The following is a 22,232-nucleotide window of genomic DNA, read 5'->3' on the forward strand; positions in this document are numbered from 1 at the left end:
GGAACGGAATAGTTTTGCCACAGAGATTCTTTATTGTTGGGGCGCAAAAAGCTGGAACCACTGCTCTCCAAAAGTATCTATCCAAACACTCGCAACTTTCGCTCTCGGCAAAAAAGGAATTTCACTTCTTTGACAATGAGAACCATGACTGGGAACGCCCCTCTTACAAGGTGCTGGAATCCGGCATGGGCGAACGAGAATGACGTCGAATGGCATTACATCGATCCCGGCAAACCCCAGCAGAACGCCTTCATCGAATCCTTCAACGGCAGCCTACGCGACGAGTTGCTGAACGAAGAATGGTTCGACAGCTTGGACGACGCCCGCCGCAAGCTGGCACTCTGGCTGTACGACTACAACAATGTCAGGCCGCACTCATCACTGGAGAACAAAACACCCGCCGAAGCGCGTCGTGCGCTTGAGAAATTTGAGGGCTCCGCGCCCAACGCGCTTGCCCAAATCGACGACGAAGAATATGAAAACCAGATCCGCAGACTCTCGCTATGAATGAGGGGGCCGCGGGGGGCAGGTCACCGGGGATGTTCGCTGCTCCTTGCTTGTGCCGAAGTGACGACGGAAGAGCAACCTTTCCACTTTCTAGGTGAAGCCATCTTTGGCGGGAAACGCACATGATGGCAGATTGCTGGCAGGCAGAGAAGTTCTCTCGCACGTGGAGTATTATAGGACCGCTATCTGCCCGTCGCATTGCGTGAGGCGAATTTCGGCTATGAGAGGAAAGGCTCTATCCTGCCATTCCCTGCGCAGTGCACCAATCGCAGCTGACCTCGTTAAGCCGCTCATCTGGCTGGCAAATTCATCGGCAGTTTCGCCAGATATCCGGCAGGACTGCCTCTCTGCCCACAAGGATCTCTTTCCTCCTATTTGGTCTTCCTTACCCTGATATCCGAATTGCTGTCTCTGCCATCTTGTGACCAGGGATATGGACGCTATCGATTTGATTTGGTTTGATTATCTGGGATAAATTTACGCAAACGGTACAGAACCAAGAAAATCTGCGAATATTCCCGATACGCCCCGGCGATCAGGAAGACCTACCAAAATCGAGTGCGATACGGACCGCGACCACTACCACCAAATTCAGATACCTGATGACGCTGCTTGCGCCATATGGCTTTTGGAACGGTAGACAGTTGTGCCTTTGGGAATGTGACCCATGTGCTGCCGCGTCGCTTCTCAAGCGCTTTTAACAATCAGTTCAGCGCGGCTGCCTGCCAGCACCACTTTCGCATTTGGCAGATCGTTGCCTTGTGCACGTGCAACAGCATCGTTTTCAGCCAGCCCGTAGTGCAGCCAGCGCGCGATAAGCCGGCGGCGCAATTCATCCATCGGCACCGACAGCATCATTGAGACATCCCAAAACGGGTGGAGCGTCGACCAAGGCTGGCGATCCAACAGCAGATAGTTGCCCTCAACCACCACCGTTTGAACGTCAGGGCCCACCATCCCGGCACCGGCAATGGCACAATCGCGCGCGCGGTCAAAGACCGGATAGGCAACGTGATCTTCGGTGGCAAGGGCCTGCACCAACCGGACAAACCCTAACGCATCAAAGGTTTCGGGCGCGCCTTTGCGGGGCAGCAGGCCCATCGGCTCCAGCAGGCGGTTATCCAGATGAAATCCATCCATTGGCACAAGGGCTGCGGTTTGCCCGGTGTCCTTCAGCGCCGTCACCACTGCCTCCGCCAGGGTGGACTTGCCACTTGCCGGCGGCCCCGCAAGAGCGACAAGTCTGCGACGGCCCTTGGCCGGTCTGGCCAGGATGTCGTCGCACAGCGTCTCGATATCGGGTGTCCAGTTTGTCATCGGGAGGGCTTTCGCAGGGAGCGTGACAGCACCCAATCAACTCCGATTGGGATCGTCAAGGCACCCTTTGACAGCCATCCTGAAGCGCCATCAGGACGCAACCGCCCCAACCCCGGTGCGTCGGCTTAGCCGTCCACTTAGGGGATCAGCACATCGCTGCGCCGGAAGGTTGCCGTATCCATGCTCAGATCGTCATAAACGATCTGGATGTCGATCTTCTCAACGGCCTTTAATCGCAGCGACAGGTATGGCAGTCCGTCTTCGTCAAGAATGGCGTTCGGCGTGGCGTATTCAGTGTGGCAGGGCGGCAGGGGCCAGTTCTGCATCGGCTCGTCATTCACGGATATGGCCATCGCCGAGAGACCGCACCGCCAGCCCCACAGATGGGTCACGTAAAGCAGATCCTTGCCATCAAATTCACGAACCGCAACCCAGCTGTTCTTGGTGGCGTTCAGGATCGGCTTGATTTCTGTCGCTGTCGTGAATTTGCCGGAGGGGGTCTGTGGTTCTGCCACCAATCCTGCAGGTACCACCGCCATGTTGAACTGGTTGGTTTCAGCGATCACTGGCGCGGCAGGTGCGGGTGCAGGTGCAGGTGAAGCAGCAGGTGCTGCAGGGGCCGCTGGCTGCATTTGATCTGATGTGCCATCCAGCAACCCAATGCCACCGATGACCACGCCGGACCCGATGGTGGTGTTTTCGCCCGTGGAAACGGTGGGGCTGTCTGTGCTGGACGCTTCTGCCATAACGCTGGGGCTTTCGGGCGCTGCGACGGGTGCAGGGGCCGGGGTCGCCAACGCCTGAGCTGTGCTGCCGCTGCCACCAACCTCACCGTCGGCCGAATTCATCCCGGCAGCGATCATTGCAAAAACGAAATCAATCATTCCAAAAATCCTTTTCAGGCCAGTCCAAATGCCGCCTTTTGCCAGTTCCGCTTCGCCCCTATAGTGAGCTTAAAAGACCAGCAGGCGCAAATCGAGTATGGCACGCAAACCGCAGCCCCCGCAAACATTCAACGTCGTCATTGTCGGCCAAAGAGGGCGATTGGCCTATGAAGCCCTGATTTTTGCCGCGTCTTTGCGACACAGTGACCCCGGTTTTAATGGCCGCCTGCTGATCGCAGAGCCGCAACCCGGGCCCCTTTGGCCCGACGATCCGCGCATTCAGAATACCGAAATTCGCGACGCGTTGACAGATCTGGGCGCGGAATTCATCCCCTTCGAAAGCCATCATTTCGGCGCACAGTACCCTTACGGCAACAAGATTGAGATGCTGAGCGCCCTGCCCCAGGACCAGCCCTTCGTTTTCATGGACACGGACACGTTGATCACCGGACCTCTCAGCACCGTACCCTTCGATTTCGAGCGCCCCGGCGCGTCACTGCGGTGCGAAGGTACCTGGCCTGTCCCGCAGATTTATGGCCCCGGATACACGGGTCTGTGGAAATCACTTTATGACAAGTTTGGCCTCGACTTTGAAAGCTCGCTCGATCTCAGCCAGCCGGACGAGTACTGGCGGCGATACCTTTATTTTAACGCGGGCTATTTCTTTTATCGCTGCCCGCAGGCGTTTGGCGCGCGGTTCCTCGAATACGCGCTTGCCATCCGCGACGACCCCCCTGTTGCACTTTGTGCGCAGTCGTTTGATCCCTGGCTTGATCAGATCGCGCTGCCCCTTGTAATCCATGCACTTGGCGGCGGGCGGGACGCCCTGCCACCGGGGCTGCTGGACGGCGAAATCTCTTGTCATTACCGCCTGTTGCCGCTGCTTTATGCACGCGAAAGCGACAGAGTGGTCGAGGTGCTGGAAGAGGTAACCGCCCCCAACAAACTGAAAAAGGTGCTTAAAGGACACGACGCGATCAAGAGGATGATCTATCAGGGGCGCGGACATAAGGCGCGCGCCCTATTTGACCGCGAGAACCTGCCGCGCAAGGAACAGGCGATCCGAAACCGGATCAAGAAAAACGGGTATTGGATGCGATAAAGCGCGAGCGCGACCAATGCCGCGCGATCCTGAAACCTTCGCCTCGAGATCGGATCAGTCACGGGTGCACCGGCAAGATGTTCCTAGCTAGGTTGTCCTTTGGGCAATAACGTCCACCTCCCTGCCGGATCACTTGTGTGCCGCAATTCAATCCCCTAACCATGTGCCAAATCCAATCCAGGGAGATACACGATGAACGACGGCCCCACCTACGGCTTTGACACGCTGCAAATCCACGCCGGTGCCCACCCTGACCCGGCCACGGGCGCACGGCAGACACCGATTTACCAGACCACCGCCTATGTGTTCCGGGACGCCGAACATGCCGCCGCACTCTTTAACCTGCAGGAAGTCGGCTTCATCTACTCTCGCCTGACAAACCCGACCGTTGCCGTATTGCAAGAACGCATTGCGACGCTTGAGGGTGGCGTTGGCGCGGTGTGCTGTTCTTCGGGACACGCGGCCCAAATCATGGCGCTGTTTCCGCTGATGGGGCCGGGCAAGAACATCGTTGCGTCCACAAGGCTTTATGGCGGTACGGTGACGCAGTTCAGCCACACGATCAAGCGCTTCGGATGGGAGTGCAAGTTCGTGGATTTTGACGATCTCGACGCGGTCAAAGCCGCCATTGACGATGACACGCGCGCCGTCTTTGGCGAAGCGATTGCGAACCCCGGCGGCTATATCATGGACGTGCGTGCCATTGCCGACGTCGCAGATGACGCAGGAATTCCGCTTATCATCGACAATACGTCGGCCACCCCCTTCCTTTGCCGCCCGATTGAACTGGGCGCGACCTTGGTGGTGCACTCCACTACCAAGTATCTCACTGGCAACGGCACTGTGACAGGGGGCTGCGTTGTGGATTCAGGCACCTTCGACTGGTCCGCAAACGACAAATTCCCCTCGCTCAGCCAGCCAGAACCTGCCTATCACGGGCTCAAATTCCACGAGACGTTCGGCAATCTGGCCTTCACCTTTCACGGCATCGCTATCGGCCTGCGCGATCTCGGCATGACCATGAACCCGCAAGCGGCGCATTATACATTGATGGGCACCGAAACCCTCAGCCTGCGGATGGAGCGGCACGTGGAAAACGCCGAGAAAATCGCGGCCTGGCTGGAAAAGCACGACGCGGTTGAGGAAGTCACCTATGCTGGCCTGAAATCCTCACCCTATTTCAAGCGGGTCAAGAAAGTGTGCCCCAGAGGGGCGGGTGCGCTTTTCACCGTCCGCCTGAAAGGGGGCTATGACGCCTGCGTGAAAATGGTCAATGCGCTGGAGATTTTCAGCCACGTCGCCAACCTTGGGGATGCGCGTAGCCTGATCATTCACTCGGCCTCTACCACGCACCGCCAGCTGACGGCAGAACAACAAGAGGCAGCCGGCGCAGGCCCGTCTGTTGTGCGCCTGTCTATCGGCACGGAAGATGCGGACGATCTGATTGAAGATTTGGATCAGGCTTTGAACAAGGCCGGCAAGTAAGTCCGGCACGCGCCGGGGCGGCTGTTATGGCAGCCCCGGGGCGATGGCAAATACCATCGTGACCTGCGCGGTCACGTCCACTTCACCCGTTGCGATCGCATCGCCCATGCTGCCACGTGGGGCCGACATCTCCATCATGGGCGCGGGGCGCGATACATTGCTGTGTTCTGTCATCCGCAGCACTGTCCCAAGTGCCAACCCAGCGGCATCAGCCAGTTCACCTGCGCGTTCCATTGCATCGGCGACGGCAGCGGCACGTGCGCGGGCCTTGGCAGGGGCTGGGTTCTGCAGTCCGAAGCTCAACCCGTTGAAGTCATTGGCACCTGTTTCTATGACACCGTCCAGCATGGCGCCCAGCTTTGCCAGATCGCGCACACGCACCTTGACGGTGTTGCCCGCGCGATAGCCAACAATCTGAGGCGGCTGGTCGGAAGAGACCGATCGGTTGTTCTGCACCGGATGCAGAAAAAATCCGTCGGTCTGGCGGTCGCGTGCCGCGACCCCAAGCGCGTCAAGCCGGTCGATGATCACAGCGACCTCTTGAGAAACATTGTCCATTGCCTCTTTCGCCGTTGCTGCGGTTTTTTGCACCCCCAAGGAAATCTGCGCCATGTCTGGTGCCATTGAAATGCGGCCTTCCCCGGTGACGATGATGCCCTGCTCGGGTTCTTGCGCAGCCGCCGCTGCGGCCCACACCAACCATGAAATTGCAATGATACTCAGAACTCGCATCGCTCTCCCTTTCGTTTCAGCGCTGACTTACCAAACTAGCACAGTTTGAAGACGCTTCCACAAGGCGAACAATGGCGTGCGACCCTTTCCCTGAGCAAAGGTTCGCGCTATTCTTTCTGAGACTGACGCCAATCTGTTAACCCATTTCACCCCATGGTAAACTGAGCGCGATGAAGCCAAACTTTACTCTGTCTCTGTCCTTTGAAGGTATCCGGCTTCTGCATCGCGCAGCCGGTGGCTGGCGCATTGTCGGTGAAGTGGCGCTTGATGCGACAGACATGGGCGCGGAACTGGCCGTTTTGCGTCGCACCGCCACTGCGCTGGAACCCGGCGGCCTGCGTACCAAGCTGTTGTTACCGGACGGACAAATCAAATACCTGACCATCGATACGAAAGGGATGGACGAACAGGCCCGCGTCAGCGCTGCAAGAGCGGCACTTGAAGGCGCGACGCCCTATGACGTCGATGATCTGGTGTTTGACCTGTCTGCAGACGGTGACCAAAGCCACATCGCAGCCGTTGCCCGCGAAACCCTGACCGAAGCAGAAGCCTTTGCCGTCGAAAATCGGTTCTATCCGGTTTGTTTTGCCGCAGCGCCGGAAAACAGCGCCTATCTGGGAGAGCCGTTCTTTGGCCCGACCCGCAGCGCATCGCAATTGCTGGATACCGGGGAAGAGGTCGAACCTGACGGGATCGCCGTTGTGGTGATTGGTGACGTGGAAGACGTAGCAGACGCATCTGAGATCGAGACCGCGGACACTGCAGTTACCGGGCTGGATCAGACGCCTGAGCCTGTAAACGATGCTGTGGACACCCCGGCACTTGAAGAACGCGTGACCTCCGTTGATTATGGCAACGCGGCACCAGAGCAAGAACAGGACGGCCAGATATCGCCTTTGGACGCGGCCGCCCAGCGACAGCCAGACGTTCCGGTCAAGCCTAAATTGGGCGCCGCGACCCGTATCACGGCACCCAGCCCCGCGACGTCGCCCCCCGCCCCGACACCGGGCTTTTCAAGCCGACGAGGCACAATTCCCGACGCCCCGGGGCGGCAAGAGCCCCTCGTTGCAGCACCAACCCTGCAAACAGAAACCGACGTCGCGGCGGCGCCAACAACTCAGGCGGACGCACCGCCATCACCCGATAGCTCGTCTTTGCGCGCTGAACCGATCGTGGCAGCAGTTGCAAGTGCCGGGGCACCAGTGGCTGGCTTTCTCAGCCGTCGCCGGGCGCAGGCAGGCGCGGCGATCCAGCGGCGGTTGAATTTCCAAAGACCGGCGATTGCAGGTACGGCTCCGGTCGTTGCAGAACCGCGCACAGAAGCAGAGCGGATGACCGTCTTTGGCGCGCGTCATGAGGATGATATCGGGGGCAAGCCCCGTTATTTGGGGTTGATCCTGATTACGGCCCTGCTGGTATTCCTGGCCGGGGTTGCAGCCTGGGCTTCTGTCTTTTTGGACGACGGGCTCAACCTGTCGCGTTTGCTCGGCAATCGTGAAACTGTTGCCGCCACCACACCTTCGCCTGTCGCCTCCGAAACCGAGACCCCGATGATCGTCGAGGTGGAAGATGACGTGGAACCGGTCGTCACGGCCTCTCTCAGTCCCGCCTTGACCGAAGAAGACACAGCCGTTCTGGATGCACTTAGTACCCCGGTCGTGCCACGCGACATCGCCCTCTCGCCTGAGGAACAGGAAGCGAAATACGCGGCTACCGGGATCTGGCCCGTGGCCCCGCAGGTGCCACCCGATCCCGCCGGTCTGATTGATATCGATGACCTTTACATGACCAGCATTGATCCCGTCAGCACGTCCAACGATGCCATCGCCCTGCCCGCTGTCAGCGGTTTTGCCACTGACACAGCCCTGAGCAACGTGCCGGCACCGCTTGCCGCGGGAACCTTGTTTGCGTTGGACGACAGCGGCCTTGTTGTGCCGACTGCGCAAGGGGCCATTAGTCCCGATGGCATTACGGTTTATCTGGGCAGACCGCCCGCCGTGCCGCCCACGACACCAACCCGGTTTCGCGCGATACCCACCGATGATCGCATCCGCGAGGCACTGGCGGCCTTCCGTCCGCAAACACGCCCTGACGATCTGGCAGAGACTACAGAGCGGGCACAACTGGATGGTCTGACCCGGACCGAACTGTCAGAACTCCGGCCGCAGCTGCGCCCCCGGTCGGTTCAAGAGCTGGCCCAAGCGAACGCGCTGGCGGAAGCAGAAGCCGCGGCAGCGACAGCCGCCGCCGCTGTTGCGGTCACGCCGCAAGACACGGAACAGGCGGTGCAGGCTGCCATTCAGGCCAGCGCTTTTCAGAACCCTACGCGCCTTGCCATCAAAGCCTCAACGCGCCCCGATGTGCGCCCCAGAAACTTTGCCCGCATCGTGCGGCGCGCGCAGCGCACGCCCCAGCCCCAGGCCGACCGCGAAACCCGCGTTGCAGCGGCGGCAACCATCGCACCGCGCACGGTATCGCCTAAGATCCCTTCCAAGACATCCGTTGCCAAACAAGCCACGGTGCGCAACGCGATCAACCTGCGAAAGGTCAATCTGATCGGCGTCTACGGCAAACCGTCGAGCCGGCGCGCGTTGGTACGGTTGGGCAATGGACGGTACAAGAAAGTCGTGGTCGGCGACCGCATCGACGGTGGCCGGGTGTCTGCGATCGGAGACAGCGAGCTGCGGTACACCAAAGGGGGCCGCAATCTGGTGTTGAAAATGCCAAGTGGGTGATGTGCCGAAGACCGCCCAAGACGGTCTATGGGAGACGCTGTCTCCCAAACCCTCTGGGAATATTCTGGCCAGAGAAAGCAGGCGACCCGGATCAGGGATCGCCTTTTTTGTTGACATAGAAGATGGTTAGCCGACTTCCTTCAGATCACCGCTGTCGATCTGCTCTTGTTCGATGCTTTCGAACAGGGCTTTGAAGTTGCCTTCGCCAAAGCCGTCGTCACCTTTACGTTCAATGAACTCAAAGAAGATCGGGCCGATCACAGTTTTGGAGAATATCTGGAGCAGTATCCGTGTTTCTCCGCCGTCCACCACCCCTTCGCCATCGATCAGAATGCCGTGTTTTGCCATCCGGTCCAGCGGTTCCTGATGACCGACGACCCGGTCTTTGCTGAGCGTGTAGTAGGTCTCGGGCGGACCAGGCATAAACTTCAAACCATTGTCTGCAATGGCATCCGTTGAATTGTAGATGTCGCGCGCGCCCACCGCGATGTGCTGGATGCCTTCGCCGTTATACTTCTTAAGGTAGGCCACGATCTGACCCTTCTCGTCGCGGTCCTCGTTGATCGGGATCCGGATGCGACCGCAGGGCGAGGTCAGAGCGCGCGACGTCAAGCCGGTATATTTCCCTTCGATGTCGAAGAAACGGATCTCACGAAAGTTAAAGAGATCGCCGTAAAACTTGAACCAGACATCCATGTTGCCCTTGAACACATTATGCGTGAGGTGATCGAGGTAGTAAAAGCCAACGCCCTCGGGCTTGGATTGCGCGATCCAGTCGTATTCCCAGTTGTAGGGTGACGTGTCGTAATACTGATCCACGAAATAGATCAGCGACCCACCGATGCCCTTGATCGCGGGCACATCCAACACCTTGCCGGTGCCGGTGTACTCTTCCGCCCCTTTTGCCACGGCATGCTTCAAGGCGGCCTGCGCATCCACGACCCGCCAGCCCATTGAGGGCGCGCAGGGGCCGTGTTCTTCGACGAACCTGGCGGCGAAACTGGCAGGCTCTGCGTTCAGCACATAGGTGATGTCGCCCTGCTGCCAAAGTTCGATGTTCTGTGTTTTGTGATTCGCCACATGGGCATATCCCATCTTTCGAAAGACCACGCGCAGCTCTTCCCGGTCGGCGTGGGCAAACTCAACAAATTCAAACCCATCGGTGCCGGCAGGGTTGTCGGATGTGATTTGCGATTTCGGGGCGTCGTGCGGGAAAGGGCCCATGCGAATGTCTCCTTGAAGGCATGAAACTGTTGTTAATCCTGTAAATAGAGCAGTACGGGTGCAATTTCTGCGCAATCTTACGCGCCCATATGGACATTAGTGCGGCAATTATTCATGATCGGGCGTGAACATGCGCAAAGGACGCATCATGCTGGACAACACAGACATTCGCCTGCTGGCCGCGCTGCAAAAGGACGCGCATTTGACCGCACAGGATCTGGGCGCCACGCTGAACCTGTCGCCCAGCCAGGCCGGACGCCGCCGTCAGCGGCTTGAGACGGAAGGATACATTGAAGGCTATACCGCACGTCTGGATGCGGTAAAGCTAGGCCTGAATGTACAAGGCTTTGTTCAAGTGCACCTGGGCGAGCACGGCCCGGAAAATTCGCGCAGTTTCGCGCGCCTGCTTGCGACCCGGGCAGAGATCGTCAGCGCATGGACCATGACAGGGGATGCGGATTATCTGCTCAGGGTCTATTGTGGGGATCTGCCCAGCCTGAACCGCCTGATCCACGAGGTTTTGTTGGCCCATCCTGCTGTAAGCCGTGTCCACAGTCAGATCGTGATGGACCAGTTAAAGCGGGATGCGCCACTACCGACGTGAGGGGGTGCTTGCGCCTGCGTTAAATAAACACATAGATGGGGACACACACCCATCCGACGGAGACCCCGATGGAAGGATTTCTCTTTCAAGCGACCATTTATCTGGCCACGGCTGTCATCGCCGTGCCCATTGCCGCGCGCTTAGGTCTTGGGTCGGTCCTGGGATATCTTGCGGCTGGTATCCTGATCGGGCCAGTCACCGGACTTGTGGGATCAGAAACCAAAGATTTACAACATTTTGCCGAATTCGGCGTTGTGATGATGCTGTTCCTCATCGGGCTTGAGCTTGAACCACGCGCACTGTGGGACATGCGGCACAAATTGCTGGGGTTGGGCGGCGCGCAGGTCGTCCTGTCCACAGCTGCGCTGATGGCGATTGCGATGGCCTATGATGTGCCGTGGGGCACGGCGATGGCGATCGGTCTGGCGCTTTCGCTGTCCTCTACCGCTATCGTGTTACAAACCCTGTCCGAAAAGGGGCTGATGCAAACGGGCGGCGGGCGATCTGTCTTTTCGGTGCTGTTGACGCAAGACATCGCGGTGATTCCCATCCTCGCCTTCCTGCCGCTGCTGGCGGTGGCGCTGCCCCTGCCCGTGGCGGTGATGCCTGACGGCTCTCTGACGCTGGACACCGAAGAAGCGCAGGAAAGCCACGACGGTGGCCATGGCGGCGAAGAAAGTCATGGAGCAGAGGCGGCGAATGCTGCCATCGATCTTGTGCAAAGCCTGCCCGCATGGGGCATCACGCTGGTCACGATCGGGGCCATTGCCGCGATCATCATCGTCGGTGTGTTCTTTACGCGTCCGGTCTTCCGGTTCATTCATTCGGCCAACCTGCGTGAAATGTATACCGCCCTTGCCTTGCTGATCGTGGTCGGGATTTCGTTCTTGATGACGGTCGTGGGCCTGTCCCCGGCGCTTGGTGCCTTTCTGGCGGGCGTGGTGCTGGCGTCTTCCGAATTCCGCCACGAGCTTGAGACCGATCTGGAGCCCTTCAAGGGGCTGCTGCTGGGCCTCTTCTTCATCACAGTTGGTGCGGGGATCAACTTTGAGCTTTTGTTCGAAAACTGGGCCGCGATCATTGCGATGGCTTTCCTGGTGATTTCAGTCAAATGGGTGATCCTCTACGGGCTTGCACTGGCCTTTCGCATCAAGGGCCGCGACCGCTGGCTGTTTTCGCTGGGGCTGGCACAAGCGGGTGAGTTTGGTTTTGTCCTCGTCAGCTTCTCTGTCGCCACCAGCGTCATGCCCACCGACATTGCCGAGACCCTGTTGCTGGTCATTGCCCTGTCGATGCTGATCACACCGCTGCTGTTCATCCTGTACGAAGTGATGAGCCGCCGCTTGGAAGAGGCAGGCACCCTGCCCCACGACGAGATCGACGAAGAAGGCCCGGTCATCATCGCGGGTGTGGGTCGCTTTGGTCAGATTGTGAACCGGCTGGTACAGGCAAGCGGGTTTCAGACAGTCGTACTGGACCATAACCCTGAAACCATCGCGGTCATGCGCCGCTTTGGGTACAAGGCGTTTCTGGGTGATCCATCGCGCCCGGATATCCTGCGAAAGGCTGGGCTGAGCGAGGCCAGAGTTCTGGTTGTCGCACTTGATGACAAAGAGGCGGCCTTGCGGCTCATTCAATACGCGCGCAAACAGCGGCCCAACATTCATATCGTGTCGCGGGCGTTTGACCGCACATCTGTCTATCAACAATATCAAGCCGGTGCCGATAGCATTGTGCGCGAGCTGTTCGACAGTTCCCTGCGCGCGGGGCGCTATGCGCTGGAAAACCTCGGACTCACCGAATTTGAAGCCTCAGAAGCCGAGCAGACCTTCTATGCCCACGATCGCGCCGCCCTGAAGGAACTGGCGGCACTGTGGAAACCGGATGTGCCGCCAAGCCAGAACAAAGAATACATCGCGCGCTCAAAAGAGCTTGAAAAAGACCTCGAAGCGGCGATCCAATCCAGCAGCGCCGAAAGCGAACCCAAGCGGGCCTAACTGTCGCTGACACCCGCTTGCGCAAATGTCGCCATGCCCGCATGGCAGGCCATCGCAACCTTAAGGATCGCAATTGCCGTCGCTGCCCCCGAGGCCTCACCAAGGCGCATCCCCAATTGCAAGAGCGGCTCTTTTCCCAATGCGTCCAGCACCTTGCCATGCGCGCCTTCCGCGCTCAGGTGGCCCGCCACAGCATGATCAAGGGCACCAGATTGGGCTTTTTCCAAACATAGCGCCGCCGCGGAGCAGATAAAGCCATCAAGGATGACAGGGATGCGTTCCTGCCGCGCCCGTGCGATGGCCCCTGCCATGGCCGCCAATTCGCGCCCGCCCAATCGCTGCAAGGTGTCCAGGCCGTCGCCTTGCCCGCCATGCAGGGCGACACCTTCGGCGACAACCTTTGTCTTCAGGGCCAGACCTGCGTCATCCACGCCTGTGCCGCGACCAGTCCAGTCGGCAGCGTCCCCGCCAAGGATCGCACAGGCCAGCGCGGCGGCGGACGTGGTATTGGCAATTCCCATTTCCCCGACCACCAGCACGTCCGCATCCGGGTTTACCTGGTCCCATCCAGCCCTGAGCGCCTTGACGAATGCGGCCTCATCCATCGCTGGCGCGGTGGTGAAGTCTGCGGTCGGCTGATCAAGGTCAAGCGCCACCACATCCAGCGTTGCCCCATTGGCGCGCGCGATCTGATTGATCGCCGCGCCGCCGTGCTGGAAATTCAGCACCATCTGTTCGGTGACTTCGGCTGGAAAGGCAGAGACACCACGTGCGGCCACACCGTGGTTTCCCGCAAAGACAATAACCTGAGGCGTCGTGATCTCTGCATTTTCACCGCCGCGCCAACTGCGATACCATATCGCCAGATCTTCCAGACGGCCCAAAGCGCCGGGTGGTTTTGTCAACTGAGCGTTGTGATCTGATGCGGCGGCTTGGGCTGCGGCATCGATTGTCTCTTGCGCCGCAAGCACAGCGCGAAATTCAGAAAGGGTTGCAAAGGTATCGCTCATGAGAGGCCCTGTTTTTGGAGATTGTCTTTCCGCCCTCTCTAGCCGTAGCGTGGCCCCGGCGAAAGAGCCGGAGGGGCAGATAAATGCGCGTTACCGACATCGGCGAATGGACAAAGATTTTTCGGCCCGGAGACATGGTGCTGGCCTTGGCGTTGCTGACCCGTTTGCCCTTTCCGCACACACCTTCTGCTGCCCGGGCCCCTGCTGCTGCAGCCTGGGCGTACCCACTGGTCGGGGTGGTGGTGGGCCTGCTGGCGCTCGCCGTCGGATGGGCGGTGCAATGGCTGGGCGCGACGGCACCAATCACCGCAATGGTCGTCTTGGCGACAGGCATCGTGGTGACCGGGGCCATGCACGAGGACGGGCTGGCCGACTGCGCCGATGGGTTCTGGGGCGGCTGGACTGTGGCAAGGCGGCTGGAGATCATGAAAGACAGTCAGATCGGCACCTATGGTGTGATCGCACTGGTAATGTCGCTGCTCACCCGCTGGTATGTGCTGACAATGCTCATCGACAAGGGCGCGCTGGTGGGCGCGGTGCTGGTGTCTGCAGTCATAAGCCGTGCTGCAATGGTGGGCGTGATGCATTGGCTGCCCAACGCGCGCAAGATCGGGCTTTCGGCGCAGACCGGGCGGCCAGCGGGGGCGCCAACGGTTATGGCGCTGGGGATTGCGGTGGTGGCGGCTGTGGCCGCCCCTACGGTGTCGATGTTTTGGCTGCTGATCTTTGCAGCGCTGGTGACGGTGGCCGCTGGGCGCGTCGCGCGGCGCAAGATTGGGGGTCAGACGGGGGATGTGCTGGGGGCAACACAGCAGGTGGTGGAGATCACCGTGCTGGTGGCCTTTGATGTGATGATTTCAAGCTGGTGATTTGAGAAGAACTGCTTTGCGGGAATGTGCTGCCGTCATAAAGCAAGCGTCAATGACAGCTTTCTCGGCGCCAAACAGGGTCCGTAAAGGACGGCGGAAAACCCGTTCTGGCACTGCCTTAAGGATTTTGCGCATTACGGCGGCGATCGAGACATCGGAGAGTGGCCTGCCGCGAGGTGCCCAAACAACAGCGGGTTGCCTGTCGCACGCGGCAACCCTGCGAGAATGTCCAACGACCAGATGGATAACGGAACGCGGTGAGGTTTCCCGGATGATGGGATTTTCGACGGCTGCCGCCCGGGCTGGATCGTCCACAAGCCCTTTTCGACATCTATCTCGTCCCAGATCGCAAACCTTACGGCACCGGTACGTGACGCCATCAACGCTTGGAACTCAACGGCTCGCGCGCTTGTCCCTTGGCGGGACTGCAATTCTTGGTACCAGGGTGCTGCGTCACTGAGTTGCTATGCCGGGTAGTTTTGAGCGCCTGTCAGCTATGTTGGTACAGACTGTCATTTGGACGCTGTCATGTAATTGATAAGAAGGGAGCCACCCCTAGCATATCGATAAGACATCAAAGATGGACCGGAACCAGAAGCCAGGCTGAGTGACATTTAATTTGCTCAAGCAAACGAAGACCAAAAGGACTGTCCATAGACAGTAAATATGAAGGCACGTCAGAGGACGGCAAGCCGCAGTCGTCGGTCGTCAGAGCTACATTCTCTCCCTCACCATAAGCGGCATCTTCCGGTCTTGCCCCTACGCGCTGAGACCGATCAAAGCGATGCCGAACACCATGATCACGGCCGCTCCCACGCGCCGCTTCCAATTACCCTCTTTCAGGAGAAAATAACCGATCAGCGTTGCAAAGATTACGGATGTTTCGCGCAGGGCCGATACAGCGCCCAAAGGAGCGAAGTTCTTGGCGTAGAGGACAAGACCGTAGGCCGTCATGGAAACCATACCTCCGGCGATTCCCACGATCCAGATGCGCAGCGGCAAGGCGCTCAATGTCTGCCGCCTGCGATAGCCGGCAAACGCGGCGATAAAGACATGCAGGAACGCGCCCCACGCCCAATAGCTCAGCGTGTTGCCCGACAGGCGCACACCGACACCATCAACCAGCGAATAGACGGAAATGCAGAAACCGGTTCCCAACGATAATGACATGGCCGTGGCGCCAACGCCTGATCGCAGCGCTTTCCAATTGCTCAGCACTATGCCGACACTGATCAAACCTATTCCGGTCCAGACCAGAGGCGGCAAGACCTCACCCAGCAGCAACCAGGCCCAAAGGGACACAAGGGCCGGTACGCTGCCCCGCGCGATGGGATAGACGACGCCAAGATCCCCGTGATGATAAGCACGTCCCAACAGATAGAAATATGCAAAGTGCACAAGCGTGGAGAGGCCGATGTAGACAAAGCTTTCAGCGCTCGGCAGCGGGAGCACGACAATCATCACCGTGCCGGGCAAAACGTGACCCAGGGCGACAAGACCCAGGGTTGCGGTGCGGTCCGCTGCGGTTTTGATAATTGTGTTCCAGACGGCATGCAGCAAGGCTGCCGACAGGATAAGAGCCACGATGAACGGGGTCATTGTATTCCTTATAGGATTCGAATCCAAAGTATCGGACTTCGTTTCGGTCACCAGCCTTAAAAGCAGCTTGTGCAAATTCAGCGCTCGGGGGTGCAGCCGACCTTGCGCCAAGGATCTGCGGCCGATCCCGTATGATCAACAGCACAACCCGCCACGCGTCTTTAGGCTGCCAGCGGGAAGTCGGGTCACGCGTCCAGCGGAAACATCGGGCGCGGCACAACCATGTAATCCAGTGATCCGTAGTTGAGCGTGCACAGCGCACCGCTGTCGCAAACGATGATCCGCCCGGCAATCGGAGCGAAAGCCGCCCGAAAATGCTGCATGGACTTGAGCACAACGACCGCTTTGCGTGCCGGATCAATGCCGAAAGTTTCGAATTGTTTGAGATCCAGCATCTGATGCGGAATCGTCACGATCAGGATATCGATCCCGGCCACGTGCAACACCGCGGTCGGGCCAAAGCTGCGTTCCAAGCCGCCAAGGATCGGACCACTGCCAACGACACGCCCATCGCCGGTCCATTTCACGATGCCGGTGACGGTCAACGGCCCCCCGCCAAACTCTGGCGCGGTTTTTCCACCGATGGACAATGTGACCTCGACACCCAAAGTTTGCGCATTCAGATACGCCGCTGCCGCCGGATCGATCAGGGGGCCAAAGCACGCGTTGTCCACGCCCGCCTCTATCAACGCAGACAACAGGCCCGTTGCATCGCCGTAAGCGCCGGAACCGGGGTTGTCCGCATAATCTGCCACGATCAATGGCCCAGCGGTGGCATTCCACTTCCGGGCCTCCTCCGCCGCTTGGGCACTGTCCATATAGGTATTGAGCACCTCAAAGCGTCGCGCCCATATGTCATCGGCCAGCGTGTTTCCGATCTTTTGATGCGCCGCGCAATCTCCGTCGCATGTAACCAGAACCGTTGGGCCCACTTCGGCAATATCTGCACAGGGGAACGCGCCATTGATGCTGATGGCATAGACGCCCTTTCGGGTCTCAAAGGCGCGGGCCAGAGCGTGCCGTTCGATCATCGGGCCAAGGTCGGTACGCCCGCCATTTGCCTCCTCCAACATGGGTTGGTGAAAGCGCAAAGTGCAGGGGTGGATGTCACCCGTCATGGTGCGGTTCAACAGCTCGGCTGCACGCCGCCCCGTGGCACGGACGTCGACATGAGGGTAGGTCGTGAAGGACACCAGGATTTGCGCCAGATCACACATCTGCGTCGTGACATTGGCATGCGGGTCCAGCGTGACGGCAATGGGCACATCCGGGCCGAGTATCGCGCGCATACGCCGCAAAATCTCTCCCTCGCCATCCTCACAAAAGTCAGTGACCATTGCGCCATGCAGCATCAGAAACACGCCGTCCCACTGCGCGTTGGCCGCGGCAATCAGCGGTTCTGTCAGCACATCAAACGCGGCGCGCGTTACCTTGCCCCCCGGCCCCGCAGCGGCACTGATGACATGGTGCACCTCCCAATCGTAGTCACGCCCGACATCAAGCAGCCCGGCCAGCTCCGTGTTCTTGTCGCCCCGTCTTGCAATCGCCTGATCGCCTTGCAGAAGATATCGATCCTCAAAGCTGCGCACCGTTGTGGGATACACATTGAACGTATTGGTTTCATGGGACATTTCAGCGCTCAAAACTTTGAAGCTCAAGATCGTTTTCCCTTGGTCTTTGGTTTGTAAGGCGCGGTTTGAGCTACATGGCCCGTAAATTTTCCGTAAAGCTGGGCAATCCTGTTCATGCGGGCCTCGACCTCTGGACCAAGTTCCATGAAAACACCGTTAACGAGAAGGTTCGCAAGGCTGGCCATCTGAGCGGTGGATTCCCAGAACAGGTTGAACGAGGTCGGCACCACGAAAATCTCATCGGCAACGCTATGGCCCCAATCGCAATAGGGATCGGTGATCAGGGTCACCGGAATACCTGCCGCCTTTGCCTCTGCAGCCAGCAGCGGCGCGTTCTTGGAATAGCGGCGCGCCTCGAACATCACGAGGGCGGTGTCCGTGTTATCTGTCGCCAGCAGATCGGCAAAATTGCCGCTGGCAAGATCAAGCAACTGCACCTTGTCCCGGAGGTATTGCAACTGATGCGCAAACACTTCGGCGATGCCGCGCTCGGTCTGAAATCCGACGACGAAAACCGACGGTGCTGTGGCCAGTCGCTTGACCACGCGCTTCCATTCCGGCGTGTAGGCTGCCTCATAGACCGCAACGAGGGCCGCCATTTCCAGTTCCAGACCGCGGGTCAATTGATCTTCTCCGGCCAGCGTCCGTTCTTGAAGGTCGCGCAGCCGGTCCTTGATCAGCCAAGGTTGGTCGCCCATGTCGCTGCGCAGGTTCAACTTGAGGTCCTTGAACCCATCATAGCCAATTGCGCGGCAAAAACGCCCGACCGTTGGCTCACTGACCTTGACCTTGGCCGCGAGGCTGGCGGCTGTTTCAAAAGGCAAGGTCCCGAATTCCGCCAGCATATAGGTCGCTAGGGCCCGATCCGCCTTGGATGTGGACAAGACCGCATCGCTCAGACGTTCACGCAGCGTTTTTGTCATGACCCCCTCCCTATTCGCTCATTTGATCGGTGCAATTTTCACAAAAGTCTCGCCGGTGACAAGGCAGGTGCAAAATCCTGCGATTGCGTGCCGGGGCGCCCCGTAGCGATCAATTCGGTGGTCAGTACAGCCAAAGCGGGTGCCATCATGATCCCGAAACCACCCTGCCCCGCCAGCCAGAAGAAATCCGGGACCGCAGTGTCATAACCGACCACCGGCGTTTCATCCGCCACAAAGCTGCGCAGGCCGGCCCAACTGTGTTCGATCTTGGTGATTTTGAGTGTCGTCTCCCGCTCGATCCAATCGGCAAGTTCTGCGATGTCCATATCGTCAGGCCAGGCGTCGTGGGGGTCCGTCGGGGTGGCATCGCCGGGGGAGGCCATGAGCATGCCGCCTTCAGGCTTGATGTAGGCACCTGAGACGGCGAAATCGACGGCTGGCAGGGCCGCGCATGTGATATCCGCCGGCGGCTTGATGATAATCGCGGTACGCCGCTTTGGCACAAGCCCGATTGACCGTGCACCGGCCATTGCCCCGATCTGATCCGCCCAGGCACCTGCAGCATTGATCACGATGCCAGCTAAGAAACTGGTCCGGACCGTCTGAACAGTCCAGATCCCGTCTGCCCGTGTCATCGCCGTGACAGCCTGCCTTGTCTCAACCAGGGCGCCGCGCGCCTTTGCCCCCTTGAGGTAAGACGAATGCAAGCTCGACACGTCGATATCGGCCACGTTGGCCTCGAAAACCGCCTGTTCCACCCGGTCGGGCCGCAAGAATGGGACCATGGCGCAGGCATCGGCGACGCTCATGCTGGAAACTTCCTCTCCCGGTTCCGAAAGGCCCAGCAGGGCGTCAAGCGCGCGTGCGTCACCCCCCTGCGCCACCGTCAGACATCCACGCGGCGTCAAAAGCGGCGTTTCACAGAATCCATCAGGTGGTACACGGAAGAAGGCAGCACTTGCGATATTCACCTGTCGCACAACCGAGTTGCCATAGTTTCTGGTAAAGAGTGCCGCCGATCGTCCTGTCGCATGGAATCCCGGGGCGTCTTCTTTCTCCAGCAGCAGCACCTTGCCGTAGGGCGCAAGCTCATGGGCTGCCGAGGCACCCGCGATCCCCCCTCCAATGATCAGAAAATCGTAGATCACCGAACCTGCCTTTCGGACAGCACATTGACGAAACGGGTTGCCGGGCCCAAAGGACACCCCTTTGATCCACATTGCAAGAAAAACTAAAATAGTTGACTCTCTGAAAGTAATATTTCTTACTTTGGCCAACTCGTGGGAAGTTCCAATTTCAAATTCACCGGCCGTGCTGTTGCGGCATTCAGCATACGCGGATCCTCGGTTTGGCTGTCAGCCGAGGTCTGTACATGGCCACAAAGGAAGTCTGCTGCTCGCTCCCCACTCCAAAGTAACTGGCACATCGGCCCTGTAACTTCAGGCATATGCCCGACCGCAATCGCGGCGACGTATGACCTGAGACGATACTGAAAAATGGGCAAGAACGCCCGCGCGGTCCCCGCTTGGATACGCACCGAACAACCAACAAGGAGACACCAATGAAGAAAATTCTGTTATCAAGCGCGGCACTTTCTGCCTTTGCAGGGGCCGCGATGGCTGCCTGCCCGGCTGTGACTGTGTCGGACCCCATGGGCATCGCCGCCGGGGCATTCCCGCAGCAATACGAACTGACTGAATTCCAGGGACTTGCTGATTGTTCGATGGATATGTCTGAAAACCCTGATATCGGCGCGATGAACGCCCGTATCCGCGGCAACCCCGAGATGCCTGCATTGGCGATGCGTCTTCCATCCGAACCGCTGGTCGTTGCCCCCTATGACACGATCGGCAGCTACGGCGGCATGTTCAATGCGCTGTCAAACGCGACCGAAGCAGGCACGTCCGACTTTATGTCGGTGCGCCACGTGAACCTTGTCCGCTTTTCCGACGATCTGACGACGATCGTGCCGCACGTCGCAAAAAGCTGGGCGTGGAACGATGACTACACACAACTGACGTTTGTTCTGCGTGAGGGTCACAAATGGTCGGACGGCCAACCGTTCACCGCCGAAGATGTCGCGTTCTGGTACGAAAATCTGAACATGGACACAAACGTGATCGAGGTTCCCAAAGCATGGTTGCTGGCGGGCGGCGAGAAGATGACGGTCGACGTTGTCGATCCGCTGACCGTGCGGTTCAATATGCCAGCGCCAAAACTGGGCTTCCTCGCACACTTTGCAAACCACTACGGGCAGGGCTTCCAGCCCAAGCATTTCCTTGGCCAGTTCCACCCGGACATCAACGCGGACGCCGACTCGCTGGCGCAATCGTTCGGCTTTGAAAATGGCTATGACGCGATCAAGGCCTATTACGGCAGTTCCGACTGGATGGACACACCGACACCGATGCTGGCGCACCCCGACAAGGTCGCCAATCTGCCATTGGATGCGGCACCTACCCTTGAGAGCCACATCGTGATTGGCGAGACCACCGAGGGACGCCAGTTCGTTGCGAACCCTTACTTTTTCCAGGTCGATACGGCGGGCAATCAGCTTCCTTACATCAACGAGATGGACGAAATCTTTGTTGGCGAAAGCGAAGTGCGGCTGCTGAAGCTGGTCAACGGTGAGGTTGATTACAAGGCCCAGGCGCTGCAAACCGATTATGTGCCTCTGCTGATGGAAAGTCAGGAGAAAGGCGGCTTTGTCGTCGATCTGAAACCTGACATCACCATGCCGACCTTCGCCTTCAACGTCACTTCGGAAGACCCGGAAAAACGCAAGGTGTTTGGTGATCTGAAGTTCCGCCAAGCGATGTCTGTCGCGATGAACCGCGATGAGATCAACGAAGTTGCGATGTTCGGTCTTGGGACGCCGCAGCAATATGTCGGGTTCTCGCCTTCCCCTGATTTCATCACAGCGGAATGGACCGAGTATTTTACCCAGTATGATCCGGCGATGGCAAAGACCCTGCTGGACGAAATCGGCGTTGTGGACACGGACGGCGATGGCATGCGCGAACTGCCAAACGGGGACGCGTTGACGCTGAACCTGCAGGTTGCCACCCAAGGCATGTCAATCAAGATCGTTGAACTGGTTGGTCAAAGCTGGCGTGAGGTCGGCATCAACAACACGGTCAAAGAGGTCACGACGGACGAATATCGGTCGGCCCAATCCTCGAACCAGCTTGATGTCACCATGTGGGAAAAAAGCGTTCCGCTGACCACTGTTCTTGGCAACCCGGAAATCTTCATTCCGCCATTCGACAACTACTTCAACATGCGCACTGCGATGTTGTGGGGCGAATGGGTCGAATCCGATGGCACAGCGGGTGTGGAACCCCCCGCCTATGTGCTGACGATGATGGAAGATATCAACGCATTCCAGGCAGCCGCCGTGGGCTCGCCTGAATCGGATGCCTTAGGTCTCAAGCTGGTCGAGAACATGACCGGGAACCTGCTGTTCATCGGCACGGTGAAAGAGCAAAAACCGATCTATCGCGCGGCAGCGCTCAAGAACGTCCCACCATTCAAGACGGCCTCGTATGCCTACTACAGGACATACCCCTACCGTCCCTCGCAGTGGTTCCTGGACGAATAGACGATCCACACA

General features: G+C 58.8%; 17 protein-coding genes and 1 pseudogene. 9 read left to right on the forward strand and 9 right to left on the reverse strand.

The window, feature by feature from the left end; translation table 11 throughout:
- Positions 1-14: 14 nt before the first annotated feature.
- Both H9Q16_RS07035 and H9Q16_RS07040 read left to right on the forward strand, forming a co-directional pair.
- On the forward strand, positions 15-203 hold the full coding sequence (locus H9Q16_RS07035; RefSeq protein WP_216859307.1) for a sulfotransferase: 189 nt from the start codon (positions 15-17) through the stop codon (positions 201-203).
- Positions 187-507: pseudogene (locus H9Q16_RS07040) on the forward strand (integrase core domain-containing protein); the annotation flags it as partial. The gene H9Q16_RS07035 and the pseudogene H9Q16_RS07040, both read left to right, overlap by 17 nt.
- A 687-nt stretch (positions 508-1,194) precedes the next feature.
- Here H9Q16_RS07040 and H9Q16_RS07045 read toward each other — a convergent pair.
- Positions 1,195-1,824: a nucleoside triphosphate hydrolase gene (locus H9Q16_RS07045; RefSeq protein ID WP_191074615.1), complete on the reverse strand. Its 630-nt coding sequence runs from the start codon at positions 1,822-1,824 to the stop codon at positions 1,195-1,197.
- A 137-nt stretch (positions 1,825-1,961) separates the two neighbouring features.
- A complete protein-coding gene (locus H9Q16_RS20595) occupies positions 1,962-2,708 on the reverse strand; it encodes a hypothetical protein (RefSeq protein WP_246455508.1) in 747 nt (248 codons plus the stop codon).
- A 97-nt stretch (positions 2,709-2,805) separates the two neighbouring features.
- On the opposite strand from H9Q16_RS20595, the gene H9Q16_RS07055 reads away from it, so the two are divergent.
- Positions 2,806-3,810 (forward strand): hypothetical protein, encoded by a 1,005-nt coding sequence (locus H9Q16_RS07055; RefSeq protein ID WP_191074616.1) that lies wholly within the window; start codon positions 2,806-2,808, stop codon positions 3,808-3,810.
- 192 nt (positions 3,811-4,002) lie between these two features.
- Positions 4,003-5,295 (forward strand): O-acetylhomoserine aminocarboxypropyltransferase/cysteine synthase family protein, encoded by a 1,293-nt coding sequence (locus H9Q16_RS07060; RefSeq protein WP_191074617.1) that lies wholly within the window; start codon positions 4,003-4,005, stop codon positions 5,293-5,295.
- A gap of 24 nt (positions 5,296-5,319) precedes the next feature.
- On the opposite strand, the gene H9Q16_RS07065 is transcribed toward H9Q16_RS07060, so the two are convergent.
- Positions 5,320-6,027 carry an SIMPL domain-containing protein gene (locus tag H9Q16_RS07065; RefSeq protein ID WP_191074618.1) on the reverse strand — a complete coding sequence of 236 codons (708 nt, stop codon included), beginning with the start codon at positions 6,025-6,027 and terminating at the stop codon, positions 5,320-5,322.
- A gap of 170 nt (positions 6,028-6,197) precedes the next feature.
- Here H9Q16_RS07065 and H9Q16_RS07070 point away from each other — a divergent pair, with 170 nt between their 5' ends.
- Complete coding sequence (locus tag H9Q16_RS07070) at positions 6,198-8,762, forward strand: hypothetical protein (RefSeq protein WP_191074619.1); 2,565 nt, start codon at positions 6,198-6,200, stop codon at positions 8,760-8,762.
- 126 nt (positions 8,763-8,888) lie between these two features.
- Here the strand turns inward: H9Q16_RS07070 and hppD are convergent, their stop codons facing one another.
- Positions 8,889-9,986: a 4-hydroxyphenylpyruvate dioxygenase gene (gene hppD, locus H9Q16_RS07075; RefSeq protein ID WP_191074620.1), complete on the reverse strand. Its 1,098-nt coding sequence runs from the start codon at positions 9,984-9,986 to the stop codon at positions 8,889-8,891.
- Positions 9,987-10,134: 148 nt separating this feature from the next.
- On the opposite strand from hppD, the gene H9Q16_RS07080 reads away from it, so the two are divergent.
- Positions 10,135-10,590 carry an Lrp/AsnC family transcriptional regulator gene (locus H9Q16_RS07080; RefSeq protein WP_191074621.1) on the forward strand — a complete coding sequence of 152 codons (456 nt, stop codon included), beginning with the start codon at positions 10,135-10,137 and terminating at the stop codon, positions 10,588-10,590.
- Positions 10,591-10,658: 68 nt separating this feature from the next.
- A complete protein-coding gene (locus H9Q16_RS07085; protein ID WP_191074622.1) occupies positions 10,659-12,587 on the forward strand; it encodes a cation:proton antiporter domain-containing protein in 1,929 nt (642 codons plus the stop codon).
- On the opposite strand, the gene cobT is transcribed toward H9Q16_RS07085, so the two are convergent.
- Complete coding sequence (gene cobT / locus H9Q16_RS07090; RefSeq protein ID WP_191074623.1) at positions 12,584-13,597, reverse strand: nicotinate-nucleotide--dimethylbenzimidazole phosphoribosyltransferase; 1,014 nt, start codon at positions 13,595-13,597, stop codon at positions 12,584-12,586. The two genes, H9Q16_RS07085 and cobT, sit on opposite strands and share 4 nt — an antisense overlap.
- Before the next feature lie 83 nt (positions 13,598-13,680).
- Between cobT and cobS the strand changes: the two genes are divergently transcribed.
- A complete protein-coding gene (gene cobS / locus H9Q16_RS07095) occupies positions 13,681-14,466 on the forward strand; it encodes an adenosylcobinamide-GDP ribazoletransferase (RefSeq protein WP_246455516.1) in 786 nt (261 codons plus the stop codon).
- 759 nt (positions 14,467-15,225) lie between these two features.
- Here the strand turns inward: cobS and H9Q16_RS07100 are convergent.
- The 4 genes from H9Q16_RS07100 to H9Q16_RS07115 form a co-directional block, all read right to left on the reverse strand.
- Entirely contained in the window at positions 15,226-16,065 is an 840-nt protein-coding gene (locus H9Q16_RS07100; protein WP_191074624.1) for an EamA family transporter, read from the reverse strand.
- Positions 16,066-16,250: 185 nt separating this feature from the next.
- A complete protein-coding gene (locus tag H9Q16_RS07105) occupies positions 16,251-17,723 on the reverse strand; it encodes a M81 family metallopeptidase (RefSeq protein WP_191074625.1) in 1,473 nt (490 codons plus the stop codon).
- The gene (locus H9Q16_RS07110; RefSeq protein WP_191074626.1) at positions 17,720-18,619 is read right to left on the reverse strand and encodes a MurR/RpiR family transcriptional regulator; all 900 of its coding nucleotides are present in this window, start codon (positions 18,617-18,619) and stop codon (positions 17,720-17,722) included. Before H9Q16_RS07110 ends, H9Q16_RS07105 begins: the two co-directional genes overlap by 4 nt.
- A gap of 38 nt (positions 18,620-18,657) precedes the next feature.
- Positions 18,658-19,767 (reverse strand): FAD-dependent oxidoreductase, encoded by a 1,110-nt coding sequence (locus H9Q16_RS07115; RefSeq protein ID WP_191074627.1) that lies wholly within the window; start codon positions 19,765-19,767, stop codon positions 18,658-18,660.
- 413 nt (positions 19,768-20,180) lie between these two features.
- Between H9Q16_RS07115 and H9Q16_RS07120 the strand changes: the two genes are divergently transcribed.
- The gene (locus H9Q16_RS07120) at positions 20,181-22,220 is read left to right on the forward strand and encodes an ABC transporter substrate-binding protein (RefSeq protein ID WP_191074628.1); all 2,040 of its coding nucleotides are present in this window, start codon (positions 20,181-20,183) and stop codon (positions 22,218-22,220) included.
- Positions 22,221-22,232: the final 12 nt, after the last annotated feature.

The organism is Sulfitobacter aestuariivivens (genome assembly GCF_014763045.1).
Taxonomy (GTDB): domain Bacteria; phylum Pseudomonadota; class Alphaproteobacteria; order Rhodobacterales; family Rhodobacteraceae; genus Sulfitobacter; species Sulfitobacter aestuariivivens.

Excerpts from the sequence above, each read along its gene's own strand:
- H9Q16_RS07045 (WP_191074615.1), bottom strand. The coding sequence starts at position 1,824 with ATGACAAACTGGACACCCGATATCGAGACGCTGTGCGACGACATCCTG.
- H9Q16_RS20595 (WP_246455508.1), bottom strand. The coding sequence starts at position 2,708 with ATGATTGATTTCGTTTTTGCAATGATCGCTGCCGGGATGAATTCGGCC.
- H9Q16_RS07055 (WP_191074616.1), top strand. The coding sequence starts at position 2,806 with ATGGCACGCAAACCGCAGCCCCCGCAAACATTCAACGTCGTCATTGTC.
- H9Q16_RS07060 (WP_191074617.1), top strand. The coding sequence starts at position 4,003 with ATGAACGACGGCCCCACCTACGGCTTTGACACGCTGCAAATCCACGCC.
- H9Q16_RS07065 (WP_191074618.1), bottom strand. The coding sequence starts at position 6,027 with ATGCGAGTTCTGAGTATCATTGCAATTTCATGGTTGGTGTGGGCCGCA.
- H9Q16_RS07070 (WP_191074619.1), top strand. The coding sequence starts at position 6,198 with ATGAAGCCAAACTTTACTCTGTCTCTGTCCTTTGAAGGTATCCGGCTT.
- hppD (WP_191074620.1), bottom strand. The coding sequence starts at position 9,986 with ATGGGCCCTTTCCCGCACGACGCCCCGAAATCGCAAATCACATCCGAC.
- H9Q16_RS07080 (WP_191074621.1), top strand. The coding sequence starts at position 10,135 with ATGCTGGACAACACAGACATTCGCCTGCTGGCCGCGCTGCAAAAGGAC.
- H9Q16_RS07085 (WP_191074622.1), top strand. The coding sequence starts at position 10,659 with ATGGAAGGATTTCTCTTTCAAGCGACCATTTATCTGGCCACGGCTGTC.
- cobT (WP_191074623.1), bottom strand. The coding sequence starts at position 13,597 with ATGAGCGATACCTTTGCAACCCTTTCTGAATTTCGCGCTGTGCTTGCG.
- cobS (WP_246455516.1), top strand. The coding sequence starts at position 13,681 with ATGCGCGTTACCGACATCGGCGAATGGACAAAGATTTTTCGGCCCGGA.
- H9Q16_RS07100 (WP_191074624.1), bottom strand. The coding sequence starts at position 16,065 with ATGACCCCGTTCATCGTGGCTCTTATCCTGTCGGCAGCCTTGCTGCAT.
- H9Q16_RS07110 (WP_191074626.1), bottom strand. The coding sequence starts at position 18,619 with ATGACAAAAACGCTGCGTGAACGTCTGAGCGATGCGGTCTTGTCCACA.
- H9Q16_RS07120 (WP_191074628.1), top strand. The coding sequence starts at position 20,181 with ATGAAGAAAATTCTGTTATCAAGCGCGGCACTTTCTGCCTTTGCAGGG.